Source organism: Dactylosporangium vinaceum, from assembly GCF_019904175.1.
Taxonomy (GTDB): domain Bacteria; phylum Actinomycetota; class Actinomycetes; order Mycobacteriales; family Micromonosporaceae; genus Dactylosporangium; species Dactylosporangium vinaceum.
The window spans coordinates 8,538,330-8,552,591 of the sequence record NZ_CP061913.1 but is presented as its reverse complement, the minus strand read 5'-3'; the positions used below and the strand labels follow the sequence as shown (position 1 = coordinate 8,552,591).

Below are 14,262 nucleotides of genomic sequence, written 5' to 3'. Positions count from 1 at the left end.
CGTGTACATCAACCGGGTCGAGCGGCGCACCTTCGACGACGACTGCGAGTTTCTGCGGGCGCCGCACCATCGGGCGGCCATCGGGACATACCTGGCCGACATGGTGCGCCCCCACGGGCTGCCGCTCGACGAGGACCTGCTGGCCACCGGGGCCGGGCAGTCGTACGGGGAGATGGGGGCCGCGCTGATCGGTGCCGCCGTCGGCCCGGACGAGCCCGTCGACCTGCTGGTCCTGGCGTTCGACGTGCCCGACGTGCGGCCGGGCCGGGCGGCGGCGACCTACCTGAGTCACGTCTGTCCCGGCAACCCGCGCTCGTTCGCGGTCTGCGACCAGGGCGTCGCCGCGCCGTTCACCGCCCTGCGGCTGATCCGCTCCTACATCGGCTCGGGCACCTGCCGGCGGGCCCTGCTGCTGATCCTCGAACAGTCCACAGTGCACTATCCGGCCCCGGTGACCGCGCGCAACGCCGGCGTCGCGCTGGTGTGCAGCGCGCAGCCCGGCCCGGTCCGGGTCGGCGAGATCCGGGTGCACACCGACGCCGCCGGCGATCCGGACGGCCGGCCCCTCACCGCCGGCTGGTGGGAGCTGCCGGCGACGATCGAGCGCTACGACCCGGCGCTACGCTACCGGTGCACCGCGACCTTCGCTACTGGGGCGTCGCGTGAGCGGTGATGTAGTCGGCGAGCTCGCCCACGGTGGCCAGCTCCTCCTGCTCGAGGTCCTCGACGTCGATCATGATGGACAGGTCGCGCTCCAGGTCGAGGATCAGCTGCACCCCCTGCGAGGAGCTCATCCCCAGCTCCTCCTCCAGCTGCGACGCCTCGGTGACCGGCCGGTCGAGGCGCAGCATCCGCACGAGCAGATCCGACATCGACGAGACCACCTGCTGCCTGAGCTCCACCATGCCGACATGACAACAGCGCCGCACATGGATGTCAAATGAGTCGATTCCTTTTGGTGGTACTCCCACTGGCCGGGCACATCAACGCCCCGCTCGCGGTGGCCGCGGCACTGCAGCGGGCCGGGCACGACGTCGCCTGGTGCGGCCCGGAGTCCTACCTGCGGCCGCTCGTCGGTCCGGACGCGCAGATCCATCCGACGGGCTCGCGCTACTACCCCGAGCAGGACGGCCACGGGCCCGAGGCGCTGCGGTTCGTGTGGGAGTCCTATTTGGTACCGATGGCGCGCTTCACGCTGCCGGCGGTCGAGCGGGCGGTGGCGGCGTACCGCCCCGACGTCCTGCTCGCCGACCAGCACGCGTTCGCGGGCGCCCTCGTGGCGCTGCGCCACGGCCTGCCCTGGGCCACCCTCGCCCCGAGCGCGCTCGAACTGACCCGCGGGCCCGGCGCCGACGACCTGGCCCGGCCCCACCTCGACCGGCTCCGCGAGAAGGCCGGCCTGCCGCCGGGGACTGTCGCCGAGGTCCTCTTCTCGCCGCACCTGGTCCTGGCCTTCACCACCGCCGCCCTGCTGGGTCCCACGCCGCTGCCGGACTCCTGCGTGCTCGTCGGCCCCGCGTTCGGCCGCGGCCCGGCCTACGACGGCTTCGACTGGGAGTGGTTCGACCCCGGCCGCCGGCACGTGCTCATCACCGTCGGCACCCTCGCGGAGGGCGTCGACCGGGAGTTCTTCGGCACCGCCGTGCGCGCTCTGGCGGACCTCGGCGACCGGCTGCAGGCGGTGCTCATCGCCCCGGCCGGCGCGGTGCCCGACCCGCCCGCGCACATCCTGGTCGCCGGGCGGGTCCCGACGCTGCGGATGATGCCGCACCTGCAGGCCGTGGTCAGCCACGGCGGCATGGGCATCGTCGGCGAGGCCCTCGCCAACGGCGTACCGCTCGTCGTCGCCCCGATCCGCTACGACCAGCCCGCCGTGGCCGACCTGGTCGCCGCGGCCGGCGCCGGCATCCGGGTGCCGTTCATCGGCCTGAGCGCCGACGAGCTCCGCAGGGCCGTCACCACAGTGCTCGACGACCCCGCCTACCGCGCGGGCGCGCGCACGATCGGCGACTCGTTCCCGGCCGCCGGCGGTGCCGAGGCCGCCGTCGCGCACCTCGAAACCCTGGCCCGAAAGGAACGGTGAGCCCGATGACGGTCCGCCTGAGCGTGATCATTCCCGCCTACGACAACGCCTCGCAGCTGGACGTCACGCTCGGGTCGCTCACCCGGCAGACGCTGCCGGCCGGGGAGTTCGAGGTGATCGTGTGCGATGACGGCTCGCCGGCCCCGCTCGCCCCGGTGGCCGACAAGTACGCCGACCGCCTCACCATCGCGTGCGTGCGGGCCGAGCAGAACCGGGGCCGGTCCGCGAACCGCAACGCCGGCGCGGCCGCGGCGCGCGCGGACGTCCTGGTCTTCCTGGACTCCGACACCGTGGCGCACCCGGACCTGCTCGGCCTGCACGCCGGCTTCCACGCCGGACGCGGGGGCCGCCCGGGCGTGCTGCTGGGCCGGCGCTTCGACATCGACTGGGCCGGGGTCGACGCCCTGCGTCGCGGCGAGCCGCTGACGGCCGCGATGCTCGACGGATACCGCGGCGATCCCCGGGACGTGAACGTGGTCCTGCCGCAGCACCGGGCCGACTTCCAGCGGGCGCCGTGGCTGCTCGGCTTCAGCCACAACGTGTCGATGGACCGGGCCACGTTCGCCGCGGTCGGGGGCTTCGACGAGGCGATGGTCCGCTGGGGCCTGGAGGACACCGAACTGTTCTACCGGGTGTTCCACCACCACGGCGGCGCGCCGGAGGTGTTCGCGCTCAGCGACGACGCTGTCGCGTACCACCTGCCGCACTACCGCCCGACCCGCGCGCTGCTGGCCACCCTGGACAACATCGGCTACGTGACCCGCAAGCACCGCCGCTGGGACTTCGAGGCGATGCACAGCCCCGGCACGCTCGGCGAGATCCTGGGCCGCGTGCGCCTGTACGGCGACGCGATCGCCGCCTGCCGCCGCCTCGGCCTGGGCCGCCCGGCGGGCGACGAGGACCTGGCGTCGACGCGCACGCTGGCCATCGGGTTCGGGGTGGCCGGGCTGGCCCTGGGGGAGGGCTCGCACACGTTCGACCACGCCGCCGAGCCGTCGCCGACCAACTGGCACCTGCTGGGCCTGATGCTGCAGCACTTCAAGACCGGCCAGTTCGAGCGGATCGTCAACATCGACCTGTGGCGCTTCATGATGCCGGAGGACCTGAACCTCTTCGTCACCAAGGGGTTGATGAAGGCCGACCGGATCGACCTCGTCGCGACCGACGGCGGCCCGGACCCGGCCACGCTGCTGCCGCTGCCGTTCGTCGCCGACCTCGGCTACGTGGCCGAGCTGCTGGGCTCCCACTTCAAGGTGGCGACCGCGGCCTCCGGCGGACGCACGGTGCTCTCGGTCCGGTAGACACCGGGCCGCGGACCGGCCGCTCCCGGACCCTCGACGTGCACATCTCCAACCTGCGCGCGAAGCTGGGCGCGGCGGCGGTCATCGAGACAGTGCACGGCCGGGGCTACCGCCTCGATCCGCTGCCGTGACGCCGGGTCAGGCGGTGATGTCGATGTAGTCGGACCAGCCGCCGGCGTAGTACTTGTAGTAGGCGTGCCCGTCCTGGGCCAGCGTGTACGCCTCAGTGGTGCCGAAGCGCGGGTTGTACAGCACCGCCGGGCTGCCCGCCGTGGTGCCGCCGAGGTCGTTCCAGCCCGACCAGCCGCCCAGGTAGTACACGTACTGCAGGGTGTTGGCGGGCGTGTGGACGTACACCTCGGTCGTGCCGGAGGCGCGGTTGTAGATGACGCCCGGGTCCTGGTCCAGCGCGCCGCCGAGCGGCGTCCACGCCGACCAGCCGCCCAGGTAGTACACGTACGCGAGCTGGTCCGCGGCGGTGCGCAGGTAGACCTCGGTCGTGCCGTAGCGCGGGTTGTACAGCACCGCCGGCGTGCCCTGGACCGTGCCGCCGAGCCCGGTCCAGCCCGACCAGCCGCCGAGGTAGTACTGGTACGCCAGCCCGCCGCCGGTGACCGCGTAGGCCTCCGTGGTCCCGAACTTCGGGTTGTACAGGACGCCCGGGTCGCCGGTCAGGCTCCCGCCGAGGTCGGTCCAGCCCGACCAGCCGCCGGCGTAGTAGACATAGGCGAGGGAGTTCGCGGCCGTGCGGACGTACACCTCCGTCGTGCCCGAGTGCGGGTTGAAGATGACTGACGGGTTGCCCGCGAGGCTGCCGCCGAGGTCGATCCACGAGGACCAGCCGCCGAGGAAGTAGCGGTACCCGAGATGGTTGTTCGACAGCCGGGCGTAGACCTCGGTGGTGCCGTAGTTCGGGTTGTACAGCACCGCCGGGTCCCCGACGATCGGCCCGCCCAGGTCCATCCAGGCCGACCAGTCGCGGGACCAGTACGCGTACATCAGGTGGTCGGCGTTGTCGGAGCGGGCGTAGACCTCGGTGGTGCCGTACTTGGGGTTGAACAGGGTCTGGGTCTTGCCGACCGGGCGCGACGGTTCGGCCTGGCGGACGTACAGCAGCCGGTTCTGGCTCGCCGCCGACGCGTAGGCCGGGATCGCCTTCATGTCCAGGGCGCCGACCGTCGAGCTCTGCACGAGCGCGTTGCGTATCTGCGTCGGCGTGTAGTTCTGGTGCGCCTGCAGGATGAGCGCCGCCGCCCCGGTCGCGTACGCCGCCGCCATCGACGAGCCGCTCATCGTCGTCTGGTCCACGTCCGAGGCGATGCCGTCGCCCGGGATGCTGTCACCGGGCGCCCACATGTCGAGGCAGCCGCCGTAGTTGGAGTAGTAGGCCGGGCTGTCGTAGTAGCTCGACGCCCCGACGACGATCGTGTCGGCCCCGCCCGCCGGCGAGTAGTAGCAGGCGTTGTACCCGCCCTCGTACCAGTCCCCGGCCGGCGCCACCCAGGTCACCCCGGAGCCGATCGAGCGCTGGACGGCGGCGTCGATGAGGATGGTCCGGGCGGTCCACACGTCGAACACGGCCACGGCCGGATGCTGGGCGTGCGCGGTGACCCAGTCGATGCCGCCGACCATCTCGGAGATGAACCCGGCGCTGAGGCAGTCGAGCACCCGGACCGCGACGAGGGCGATCTGTTTGGCCACGCCGTAGGTGGTCCCGCCGACCGTGCCGGCCACGTGGGTGCCGTACCCGTCGCAGTCGTTGGCGTTGGCCGGGTCGTTGCTGTTGTTCGCGTTGGCCGGGTCGTTTATCGGGTTCGTGACCCGGTCGACGAAGTTGCGCCCGTAGGCGGCCCGCCCGGCGAAGTCGTTGTGGCTGATCCGGATCCCGCCGTCGACGATGTACGCGGTGACCCCCGGCGCCGTGTTCGGATAGTCGAACGCGCCGTCGATGCTGCGCTCGTGGTGGTCGATCCGGTCGAGCCCCCACGACGGCCCGCTCTGCGTGCCGGTGGCGGTGACCGGCGGTCGCGCCGCCCGCCGGATCAGCACGTTGCGCTCGACCCGCTCCACCTCGGGCGCCGCCGCGAGCTGCCGGGCCTGCGTCTCGTTGATCCCGCCGATCGCGAACCCGGACAGCGCGCTGCTGTACTGCTCGCGCACCGTCCCCCCGAACCGCTGCGCCAGATCCGCGGCCCGCGCGGACACCAGGTCCGCCGCGGCGGCCGCGTCCAGGGCCCCGGGGGCATCCTTGAGCTGCACGACGTACCCGGAGTACACCGCCCCGGCATCGCCGTACACGGTCCCCTCCCCGGGCGCGGCCCGAGCCACGGCGCCGACCCCACCGACCACAACGGCAACGGTCGCCGCGACCATTCCGAGCCTGCCCCGCATGACCATCACCCCGTGCTATGAGTTGATCACTTAGAGTGACAATAGCAGAGCCTGCGGGGGTACTCCTCCACGCCGGACTTCCGCGCTGGAGGCACCGGCACCGCTCAGTAGCCGGCCTCGACGTCGTCGAGCCGGAGCCCTTGCCGATCGACTCGCCGCTGCGCACAATGCCTGACGTGTTCCTCAGTTCGCACATCGCGGGGGTGACGGACGCCGCCGAGGCGCGATTCTTCGAATACATGGTGGATGATGTCCAGCGCGTCCTGACCGGTGTGCGTCCGCGCTTCCGGCTCGTGCCGCGAGAGTCCATCGCACCGTGAAAGGTCTGGGTAGTTGAGCGAGCGGGGCGGCGGCGTGAACAAGGTCGGCATTCGCGAGGTGGCGAAGCACGCGGGCGTCGCGCTGGGCACGGTCTCGCACTACCTCAACCATCCGGAGCGGGTCTCCGACGAGAAGGCCGAGCGGATCCGCTCCGCGATCCAGGAGCTCGGGTTCGTCCCGAACATCGTCGGCCGGCAGCTGCGGCTCGGGGAGAGCAACGCCATCGCGTACATCGCGCCGGACTTCGCCAACCCGTTCTTCTTCACCCTGGTCGAGGGCGTGGAGACCCGGGCGGCCGAGCACGGGCTGGCCGTGTTCGTCGTCAACGCGCACGGCAATCGCGAGCGCGAGGACCAGTACATCGGGCTGTTCGAGCGCTACCGGGTGAAGGGCCTGCTCGTGGCGTCGTTCGAGCGCCTCGAGGACCGGCTGGCCGAGGTGCGCCAGCGCGGCACCCCCAACGTGCTCATCGGCGCCCGCGCGGTCTCCGACAAGCAGCCCTCGGTGTCGGTGGACGAGGTCGTCGGCGGCCGCCTGGCCGGGGAGCACCTGCTGTCGATCGGGCGCCGCCGGATCGCCTTCGTCGGCGGGCCGCTGTCGATCCAGCAGGTCGCCGGCCGGCTGCAGGGCGCCAGCCAGGCCGTGCGCGAGGCCGGGACGGCGACCCTGGAGGTCGTCGACATCGCCGAGCGCACCATCCGGGCCGGGCGGGCCGTCGGGCACCGCATCGTGAGCCGCGACCCGGCGCTGCGCCCCGACGCCGTGTTCGCCGTCAACGACCTGCTGGCGATCGGCATCATGCACGCGTTCGTCATGGCCGGGGTCCGGATTCCGGAGGACATCGCGGTCATCGGCTACGACGACATCGAGTATGCGGAGTCGTCGATCGTGCCGCTGTCGTCGATCCGCACCCCGCACGAGGACTTCGGGTCAGTGGCCGTCGACCTGCTGCTGCGCAACATCGAGTCCGGTGCGGTCCAGCACGAGGTGTTCACACCGGAGCTCGTCGTCCGGGCCAGCACGAGCGGCCAGCCGCACTCCTGAGACCCGGCGCATCGTGCCCGGCGATCTCCCCGAGGTGCAGCATCCGCGCCGGCACCGGATGCCCGGACAGCGGCGAACCGATCATGACGCGGCACTTCCAGAACTGGAACTTCCTGGTCCTGCAGATGATCGCGTTCCTCGACGGCCGGCCGACGGTGACGGAGTGCTGAGCGTGAGCCGGGCCCGCCAGCGCCGCAGCACGGACGGTGGGAGCACGGCGGCGCGCAGGCGTGCCCGGCGCGTCGCGAGCCGGGCCAGCCCGGACCGGACCGCGCGCACGGCGGCGAACAGGTCGTCGCCGGCCGGGTCGCCGGCGGGCAAAGGCCGGGCCGCGTAGCGGGCGTGCTCCTCGGCCCGCTGCAGCGCGCGCACGCCGTCGGCGGCCCGGCCGCCCAGCCCGCTCAGGCGCCCGGCGACGGTCCGCGGGGTGTCGGCGCCGCCGGGCCCGATCCGGTAGTCGGTCATCGTGTCGAGCAGCTCCGCCCACGCCTCCCGGGTGCGCCGCCGCCGCCGGCGCGTATGGGCCCGGGTCAGCGCGGGCGCGGCCAGCAGCGCGAGCAGGAGGCCGCTGAGTGCCCACGGGGGCGCCGCGGGCCCGGCCGGTGCCGCGCCGGGGCCGGTCGGCGCGACGGCCGCGGCGGAGGGGCCGGGCGCCGCGGTGGCACTGACCGGGGCCGTCGGGGCCGGGGAGGGGGCGGCGGTGGCGGCGGGCGGGGTGGCGTCGAAGGGCAGCCAGCCGTAGCCGGGGAAGTACACCTCGGTCCAGGCGTGCAGGTCGTGGTTGGTCAGCGTGGTCGTCCGCCCGGCGCCGGCCGCGGGCTGGGCGAAGCCGATCGCCACCCGGGCCGGGATGCCGGCCGCGCGCAGGAGCCAGGCGAAGGCGGCGGCGTACTGGGTGCAGAAGCCGCGCCGGTTCTGCAGGAAGTCCGTGATGGCGGCGCCGCCCGTCGCCGGACCGGTCGTCGTGTCGTAGACGAAGTGGTTGGCCGGGGCGAAGAAGTCCTTGATCGCGGCGACCCGGTCGAGCTCGGTGGCCCGCCCGGCGAGCAGGCCGGGCAGCAGGGACTGCACGACCAGGTTCGGCGGCACGCTCAGCACGTCGCGCAGGGCCGGGTCGTCCGGGTCCACGGCGGGCGCGCGCCGCAGCTGCTCGGGGGTGACCTCCGGCCGGACGTACTCGACCGTGTACCGCAGGCCGGCGGTGGTGCGCGTGCCGGAGTACACCATCTGCGTCCGCGGGTCGAACAGCCAGCTCCCGTCGACGCCCCGGACCCCGGTCGGCCACGGGTAGACGGGCAGTGTGCCGGTGTGGAAGCGCTCGCCGATGCGGATGTCGGCGCGATGGGCGCCGGCCTGCACCTGCGGACCCCAGGCCGGGCGGGGCAGGCCGGCCGCGACGGGCCCGGCGGCCCCGGGCGGCAGCGGCTCGAAGCCCTGGCTGGTGAGCCGTTCGAGCGCGGCGAGGCGCAGGTTGCCGGGCGCGGCGTCGTCGACGTTCGTGACCTCGAGCAGGTCGACCCGCTGCGGCCGGTTGAGCTCGCCGGACAGCAGCGCGAGCAGGTCGACGGAGCCGGCGTCGCCGCGCCCGGACGTGCCGGCCCCGGCCTCCCACGGGCGGTGGGCGGGCAGCGCGGCCGGCAGCAGGAACGGCAGCGCCACCGCGACGGCGACGCCGATGAGCCCGAGCAGCCGCCCGGCCGCGGCCAGCGACGCCGCGGCGGGCCGCCCGTCGCCGCCGAAGTGCCGGCCGAACCCGCGCACGAGGGCGATCCGGTCGGTGCCGAGCAGCCACACGAACCCGAGCGCCCCGAGCGCGAACGGCCACCAGCTCGTCGACTCGTCGAGCACCGCCACCGGCACCGTGTAGACCGCGAGCAATCGGCAGCCCGGCCAGCGCCGGCCGCCGCGCCTGCACCACCAGCGCGTCGACGACCAGCCCGAGCGCCGCGACCCCGGCCACGGTCAGGAACCGCACCCCGTCGTGCTCGTCGACCGGCGCGGCGAACCGGCGCAGGTCCGCGATCCCCAGGCCGGCGAGCTCGCCGGGCCGGTCCCCGGACAGCCAGGCCAGCCCGGCCAGGGCCGCGGCCGCCATCGCACCGCTCGCGAGCCAGGCCGGGCACCGCAGCCGCCGCGCCAGCATCCCGGCGAGCCCCATCGCCGTCAGGACCAGCGCCGACTGCCAGGCCCAGGCATAGCCGCCGACGACGTTGACGAGCGGCACCGCGGCGAGCGCGGCCGCGCCGAGAGCGACGGGGGTCAGCCGCACGCGTTGGTCCATGTCAATAGAACGCCTGGCCCCGGGTCGAGGTTGCCTCCGCGCGGGCCCGCGATAGGGTCCTGCGGTGATCGATCAGGATGGGTACTTCGGGGAGCGGGTCGCGGCCCGGTACGACGAGTCGTCGGCGGACATGGCCGACCCCGCGGTCGTCGAGCCGATCGTCGACGCCCTCGTCCGCCTCGCCGACGGCGGCCGGGCGCTGGAGCTCGGCATCGGCACGGGCCGGATCGCCCTGCCGCTGGCCGCCCGCGGCGTCCCCGTGCACGGCATCGACCTGTCCCGGGCCATGGTCGCCCGGCTGCGCGAGAAGCCCGGCGGCGACGCGGTCGGCGTGACGATCGGCGACTTCGCCACGGCCACCGTCGACGGCGCGTTCTCGGTGGCCTACCTCGTCTTCAACACGATCATGAACCTGACGACGCAGGCGGCCCAGGTCGCGTGCTTCCGCAACGTCGCCGCGCACCTGCAGCCCGGTGGGCGGTTCGTCATCGAGGTCATGATGCCGGACCTGCGCCGCCTCCCGCCGGGCCAGGACGCCGTGCCGTTCCACGCGAGCGAGACCCGCTGGGCCTACGACCTCTACGACGTCGCGACCCAGTCGATGAGCTCCAACTACGTGGAGGTCGTCAACGGCCGCGGCGGCTTCCGCTCGATCCCGTTCCGCTACGTGTGGCCGGCCGAGCTGGACCTGATGGCCCAGCTCGCCGGGCTGCACCTGTGCGAGCGCTGGGCCGACTGGCACGGCGCCCCGTTCACCAGCGACAGCGCCCAGCACGTGTCCGTCTGGGAGAAGCCGGTCCTGCCCTAGGCGGCCCGCTGCAGCTGGCGGTGGAACGCCCGGCGCAGGGTCGTCACGTTCTCGCCCTCCTCGGCGAGGGCCCGGGGGAGGGCGTCGGCGAGAGCCTCGACGATCCCCAGGACATCAGCCGCGCCGTGATGTGCGGTGATGGTGATCCTGGAGCCGGAGCGCTTCGACGGTACCGCGGGTGCCGTGGCGACATCCGTGAAGTACCCCGCTGCGCGCAGCCGGGCCGTGAGGTTGTAGGCGACCCGCGGCCCGCCCGCGCCGATGCACCGGATCGGGGCCTCGCTGCGGCTCACGACCGGCAGCCCGTGCTCGGCCGCGAGCCGGTTGAACAGCCGGATGCGCTCCAGCAGCACGTCCTGCCGCGCGGCCACCTCGGGTGTGCGGTGCAGCCGGACCGACGCGAGCACCGCGCCGAGCATCGGCGGCTGGACCGGGCCCGAGAAGATGAGCGGCCCGCCGACCGCGAACACCAGGCGGCGCATCTCGGCGTCGGGGAACGTCAGCGCGCCGCCCGCGGCCGCGAACGACTTGTTCAGCGAGCCCGCGACGACGCTGCGGGACAGGGCCAGGGCGCTGAGCTCCCCGAGCGCCCGGCCACGGCCGTGGTGCCCGGTCCACGAGAACGAGTGGGCGTCGTCGACGTACAGCCACAGCTGCCCGAACTCGGCCATCAGCTCGTTGAGCGCGGCGAACGGCGCGAAGTCGGCGTACATGCTGTAGAGGCCGTCGAGGGCGTACCAGACGCGCCGGTGCGAGCCGCCCAGCTCCTCGAGGCGCCGGCGCAGGGTGCGCAGGTCGCTGTGGGGGAGCAGGTCGACCCGCGTGCCCTGGGCCTGCACCAGCTTCGCGGCGGTCTGCACGCTGTGGTGGACCTGGTGGTCGAGCAGGAGCACGTCGTCGCCGCCGATGACCACCGGCATGGCGGCGAGGTGGCCCATGCTGGTGCTCGGGGCCAGGATCGTGGGCCGCCCGAACAGCTGGGCCAGGGCGTCCTCCACGATCGGATAGCCGGGCGAGGAGAGGTACGCCCGGGACGAGGAGAACTGCGTCCCGAACCGCTCCACGGCGTCGATCACCCCGGCCTTCAGCGCCGGATGCGTCTCCAGCCCGAGGTAGCTGCACGACCCGAAGTTCACCATCGGCGCACCGCCCACGGTGATCAGGCGCCCGTCGAGCCGCTCGTCCTCGGCGGTGTTGTGCACCAGCCCCCGCCGTACCCCGTCGGAGATCAGCTCGTCGAGCGCCTGGAGCATGTCGTCGGCCTTCGCCATGTGCGTCCCTTCGCGGTCGTGTACCGATGTCGCCAATCGGTACACGGGTGCCGCCACGGGAGGGTTCTGCGACGTGATGCGGAATACCCCCGTCGCCCATGCACTCCGGTGGTCACGCCGCGGAGGGCGCCGAAGTGCTCCGGCGCCCTCGTGGTGCTCAGACCTTGTAGGCGGTGATGTCGGCCCGGTACTTCGCCGGGGCGTTCGGGCCGATCGGCGTCACCGACAGCGCCGAGCGGATGTAGGAGCCCGGCTCGTCGAAGTAGGACTCGAAGGCCAGGTTCGCCGAGTTGTTCTTGAAGAACGTCAGGTAGTCGTGGATGTACTGCGGGTTGTCGCCACCGGCGTGCCCGGCCCACTGGCACCCGGAGGTGTTGCAGCCGAGGCCCCACTCCGGGATCGCCCACTTCTTGTTGTTGGCGGCGGCGTAGTTCATGGTGTCGGTGAGGCGGGCGATGTGCTCGCTCGTGCCGGCCGTACCGAGGTCCGGGTTCCAGGCGTCGTAGGTGTCGATGGCGTAGACGTCGACGTACTGCTTGACGTTCTGGAAGATCGTGCGCGTGCAGTTCGTGCAGGTCTGGTCGGCGCCGTAGTTGGGGTTCCAGACGATGCGCAGGCCGGGGGCGGCCGCCTTGATCCACTGGGCGGCCTGGATGAACGCGGCCTGCCACTGCGCCCGGTTGTCCGGGATCAGGTTGCCGTCGTAGTCGTTCTTGGTGCCGTCGCCGACCTTCCAGTGCCAGCCGGGCAGGTTCATCTCCCAGCCGAGGCGGACGTAGGCGTTGGCGTCGACCGCCTTGATCCGGTTGGCCAGGCCCTGCCAGTCGGCCTGGCTGCCGGTGCTGCCGACGGAGCGGTCACCCGGCCACAGCGGCACGGTGGCGACCAGGTCCTGCTTCGCGGCGTTGAACCCGCTCGGCAGGCCGGAGGCGATGTCCCAGCCGGCGCTCATCACCGACCAGTTGTCCCGGGCCGGGAAGAGCACGACGTTGTCCACCGGGGCGCCGCGGAGGTTGACGAAGTCGGTGACCCTGGCCGTGCTCTGGTCCTGCGGGCCGACGCCCGAGTTCCACGGCAGGCCGCTGACGTAGGTGGTGGCCGGCGGCGGGGTGGTGGTGGCGGAGGTGACGACGGCCTTGTCGAACGTGATCGAGCTGCCGCCGCTCGAGGCCGGGTTGCGCCGGCTGGTCATGGTGAGCTTGAGCGTGTGGCTGCCCTGCGTGAGGGCGGGTGACGAGTACACCTGGACGGTCGTGGCGGAGACCGCGGGCGTGTAGAAGTCCACGTCGGTGGTGGCGCCGTTGTCGATGGCGACCGTGGCGATGTTGTCCCACGGCTCGGTCATGCCGAAGAGCTTGATCTGGTTGCCGGTGAAGCTCACGGTGACGCTCGACCCGGCCGTGGACGTCCACTTGAAGCTGTTGTCGGCGGCCTTGGCGCAGTTGCCGCTGCACGCCGCCCAGGTGCCGGCGAACGCGACGCCGGTGGTGCTGGTGTCCTCGATGGTGCTGGTGGCCGCCGATGCGGAGAACTGCACGGCGATCGCGCCACCGACGCCTGCCGCCAGCACGCTTGTGGCGGCAAGCCAGCTGCGGAGTCTCATGGTGCCCTCCTGTTTATCGGTATCGATCTGACAGGATCCGTATGATGGTATGCCACATGCTGTATGTCAACGCCGCGTATGCTGCTGGCTATGACGCAGACATCGCGGAGCGCGGTCACGCTGGCCCCGGGGCGCCTGGAGCTCCGGACCGTCGAGACGCCCAGCCCCTCGCCGGGGCGGGCGGTCGTCCGGGTCGAGGCGGTCGGGCTGTGCGGCTCCGACTACCACATCTTCGACGGCACCCACCCCTACGCCGTCTTCCCGCAGGTGCAGGGGCACGAGATGGCCGGGGTGGTCGCCGCGCTGCCCGCGGACAGCGGCGGCCCGCTCGCCGTCGGCGACCGGGTGGTGGTCAACCCGCTGCGCGGCTGCGGGCACTGCTTCCCGTGCCGCCGCGGCCGGCCCAACTGCTGCGTCGCCGTCACCGTCATGGGCGTCCAGGTCCCCGGCGGGCTGGCCGATCACGTCGCCGTCCCGCTCGACCAGCTGGTGCCCGCGGGTGACCTGCCGGCCCGCGTGGCGGTGCTGAGCGAGCCGGTCGCCATCGGCCTGCACGCGGTCGGTCGCGGCGGGGTCGGGCCCGGTGACGACGTCGTGGTGCTCGGGGCGGGCCCGATCGGCCTGGCCGCCGTGCTCGCCGCGGCCGACCGCGGCGCCCGGGTGCTCGCCGCCGACCGCATCGCCGCCCGGCTCGACCTGGCCCGCCGGGCCGGGGCCGCCCGGGTCGTGGACACCGGCGCCGAGGACCTCGCCGCCGCCGTCGCCGGCTTCACGCGCGGTGCCGGGGCGGCGGTGGTCATCGAGGCGACGGGCGTGCCGGCGCTGCTGCGGCTGGCCGTCGACGTGGTCGCCCACTCCGGCACCGTCGTCGCTGTCGGCATCTCCACCGCCGAGGTCGCGCTCACGGTCAGCGACCTGAGCCGCAAGGAGCTCAACCTGCTCGGCTCCCGCAACTCGGCGGGGGAGTTCCCGGCGGCCGTCGACCTGGTGACCCGCCGGGCCGGGGTGGTGGCGGACTGGGTCACCCACGAGTTCGGCCTCACCGAGGTCGCCGCGGCGATCCGCTTCGCGGTGGCGAACCCGCACGAGGCCGAGAAGGTGGTCATCTCTTGCCTGCTGGAGTGATGGCATGCCAATATACCAATCCAGGAGGGGATTG

Annotated in this window: 13 protein-coding genes and 2 pseudogenes; 9 read left to right on the top strand and 6 right to left on the bottom strand. The window is 73.1% G+C overall.

The genetic code is table 11. The annotated features are described in order from the left end of the window. The first annotated feature begins 1 nt into the window (after nucleotide 1). Nucleotides 2–673 carry a hypothetical protein gene (locus tag Dvina_RS38300; protein ID WP_223094575.1) on the top strand — a complete coding sequence of 224 codons (672 nt, stop codon included), beginning with the start codon at nucleotides 2–4 and terminating at the stop codon, nucleotides 671–673. Here the strand turns inward: Dvina_RS38300 and Dvina_RS38295 are convergent. Next, nucleotides 648–905, bottom strand: coding sequence for an acyl carrier protein (locus Dvina_RS38295; protein ID WP_223094573.1), 258 nt, complete (start codon nucleotides 903–905; stop codon nucleotides 648–650). The genes Dvina_RS38300 and Dvina_RS38295 overlap by 26 nt on opposite strands. Nucleotides 906–940: 35 nt before the next feature. Here Dvina_RS38295 and Dvina_RS38290 point away from each other — a divergent pair, with 35 nt between their 5' ends. From Dvina_RS38290 to Dvina_RS38280, 3 genes are read left to right on the top strand one after another with little or no spacing between them, the layout of a single operon-like run. Further along, nucleotides 941–2,083 (top strand): glycosyltransferase, encoded by a 1,143-nt coding sequence (locus Dvina_RS38290; RefSeq protein ID WP_223094571.1) that lies wholly within the window; start codon nucleotides 941–943, stop codon nucleotides 2,081–2,083. Between the two features lie 5 nt (nucleotides 2,084–2,088). Further along, entirely contained in the window at nucleotides 2,089–3,384 is a 1,296-nt protein-coding gene (locus Dvina_RS38285; RefSeq protein ID WP_223094569.1) for a glycosyltransferase family 2 protein, read from the top strand. A gap of 38 nt (nucleotides 3,385–3,422) precedes the next feature. Continuing rightward, on the top strand, nucleotides 3,423–3,515 hold the full coding sequence (locus Dvina_RS38280) for a winged helix-turn-helix domain-containing protein (protein ID WP_223094567.1): 93 nt from the start codon (nucleotides 3,423–3,425) through the stop codon (nucleotides 3,513–3,515). 7 nt (nucleotides 3,516–3,522) lie between these two features. On the opposite strand, the gene Dvina_RS38275 is transcribed toward Dvina_RS38280, so the two are convergent. Next, nucleotides 3,523–5,775, bottom strand: a complete 2,253-nt coding sequence (locus Dvina_RS38275; RefSeq protein ID WP_223094565.1) for a DUF8189 domain-containing protein — start codon at nucleotides 5,773–5,775, stop codon at nucleotides 3,523–3,525. A 35-nt stretch (nucleotides 5,776–5,810) separates the two neighbouring features. Between Dvina_RS38275 and Dvina_RS55835 the strand changes: the two are divergent. The 3 genes and pseudogenes from Dvina_RS55835 to Dvina_RS38265 all read left to right on the top strand — a co-directional run. Then, nucleotides 5,811–5,927 (top strand): annotated as a pseudogene (locus tag Dvina_RS55835) (hypothetical protein); the annotation flags it as partial. A 15-nt stretch (nucleotides 5,928–5,942) separates the two neighbouring features. Beyond that, on the top strand, nucleotides 5,943–6,095 hold the full coding sequence (locus Dvina_RS55830) for a hypothetical protein (protein WP_425516580.1): 153 nt from the start codon (nucleotides 5,943–5,945) through the stop codon (nucleotides 6,093–6,095). 13 nt (nucleotides 6,096–6,108) lie between these two features. Further along, entirely contained in the window at nucleotides 6,109–7,140 is a 1,032-nt protein-coding gene (locus Dvina_RS38265; RefSeq protein ID WP_223094561.1) for a LacI family DNA-binding transcriptional regulator, read from the top strand. A gap of 81 nt (nucleotides 7,141–7,221) precedes the next feature. Here the strand turns inward: Dvina_RS38265 and Dvina_RS38260 are convergent, their stop codons facing one another. Together Dvina_RS38260 and Dvina_RS55825 are read right to left on the bottom strand one after the other, a co-directional pair. Then, nucleotides 7,222–9,018 (bottom strand): transglutaminase TgpA family protein, encoded by a 1,797-nt coding sequence (locus Dvina_RS38260; protein WP_223094558.1) that lies wholly within the window; start codon nucleotides 9,016–9,018, stop codon nucleotides 7,222–7,224. Nucleotides 9,019–9,088: 70 nt separating this feature from the next. Then, nucleotides 9,089–9,421, bottom strand: a pseudogene (locus Dvina_RS55825) (hypothetical protein); the annotation flags it as partial. 64 nt (nucleotides 9,422–9,485) lie between these two features. On the opposite strand from Dvina_RS55825, the gene Dvina_RS38255 reads away from it, so the two are divergent. Continuing rightward, nucleotides 9,486–10,229, top strand: a complete 744-nt coding sequence (locus tag Dvina_RS38255) for a class I SAM-dependent DNA methyltransferase (protein ID WP_223094556.1) — start codon at nucleotides 9,486–9,488, stop codon at nucleotides 10,227–10,229. Here the strand turns inward: Dvina_RS38255 and Dvina_RS38250 are convergent. Together Dvina_RS38250 and Dvina_RS38245 are read right to left on the bottom strand one after the other, a co-directional pair. Continuing rightward, complete coding sequence (locus tag Dvina_RS38250) at nucleotides 10,226–11,500, bottom strand: aminotransferase class I/II-fold pyridoxal phosphate-dependent enzyme (protein WP_223094554.1); 1,275 nt, start codon at nucleotides 11,498–11,500, stop codon at nucleotides 10,226–10,228. The genes Dvina_RS38255 and Dvina_RS38250 overlap by 4 nt on opposite strands. A 157-nt stretch (nucleotides 11,501–11,657) precedes the next feature. Continuing rightward, nucleotides 11,658–13,103 carry a hypothetical protein gene (locus Dvina_RS38245; RefSeq protein ID WP_223094552.1) on the bottom strand — a complete coding sequence of 482 codons (1,446 nt, stop codon included), beginning with the start codon at nucleotides 13,101–13,103 and terminating at the stop codon, nucleotides 11,658–11,660. A 90-nt stretch (nucleotides 13,104–13,193) separates the two neighbouring features. On the opposite strand from Dvina_RS38245, the gene Dvina_RS38240 reads away from it, so the two are divergent. Beyond that, nucleotides 13,194–14,228: an alcohol dehydrogenase catalytic domain-containing protein gene (locus Dvina_RS38240; protein WP_223094550.1), complete on the top strand. Its 1,035-nt coding sequence runs from the start codon at nucleotides 13,194–13,196 to the stop codon at nucleotides 14,226–14,228. Nucleotides 14,229–14,262: the final 34 nt, after the last annotated feature.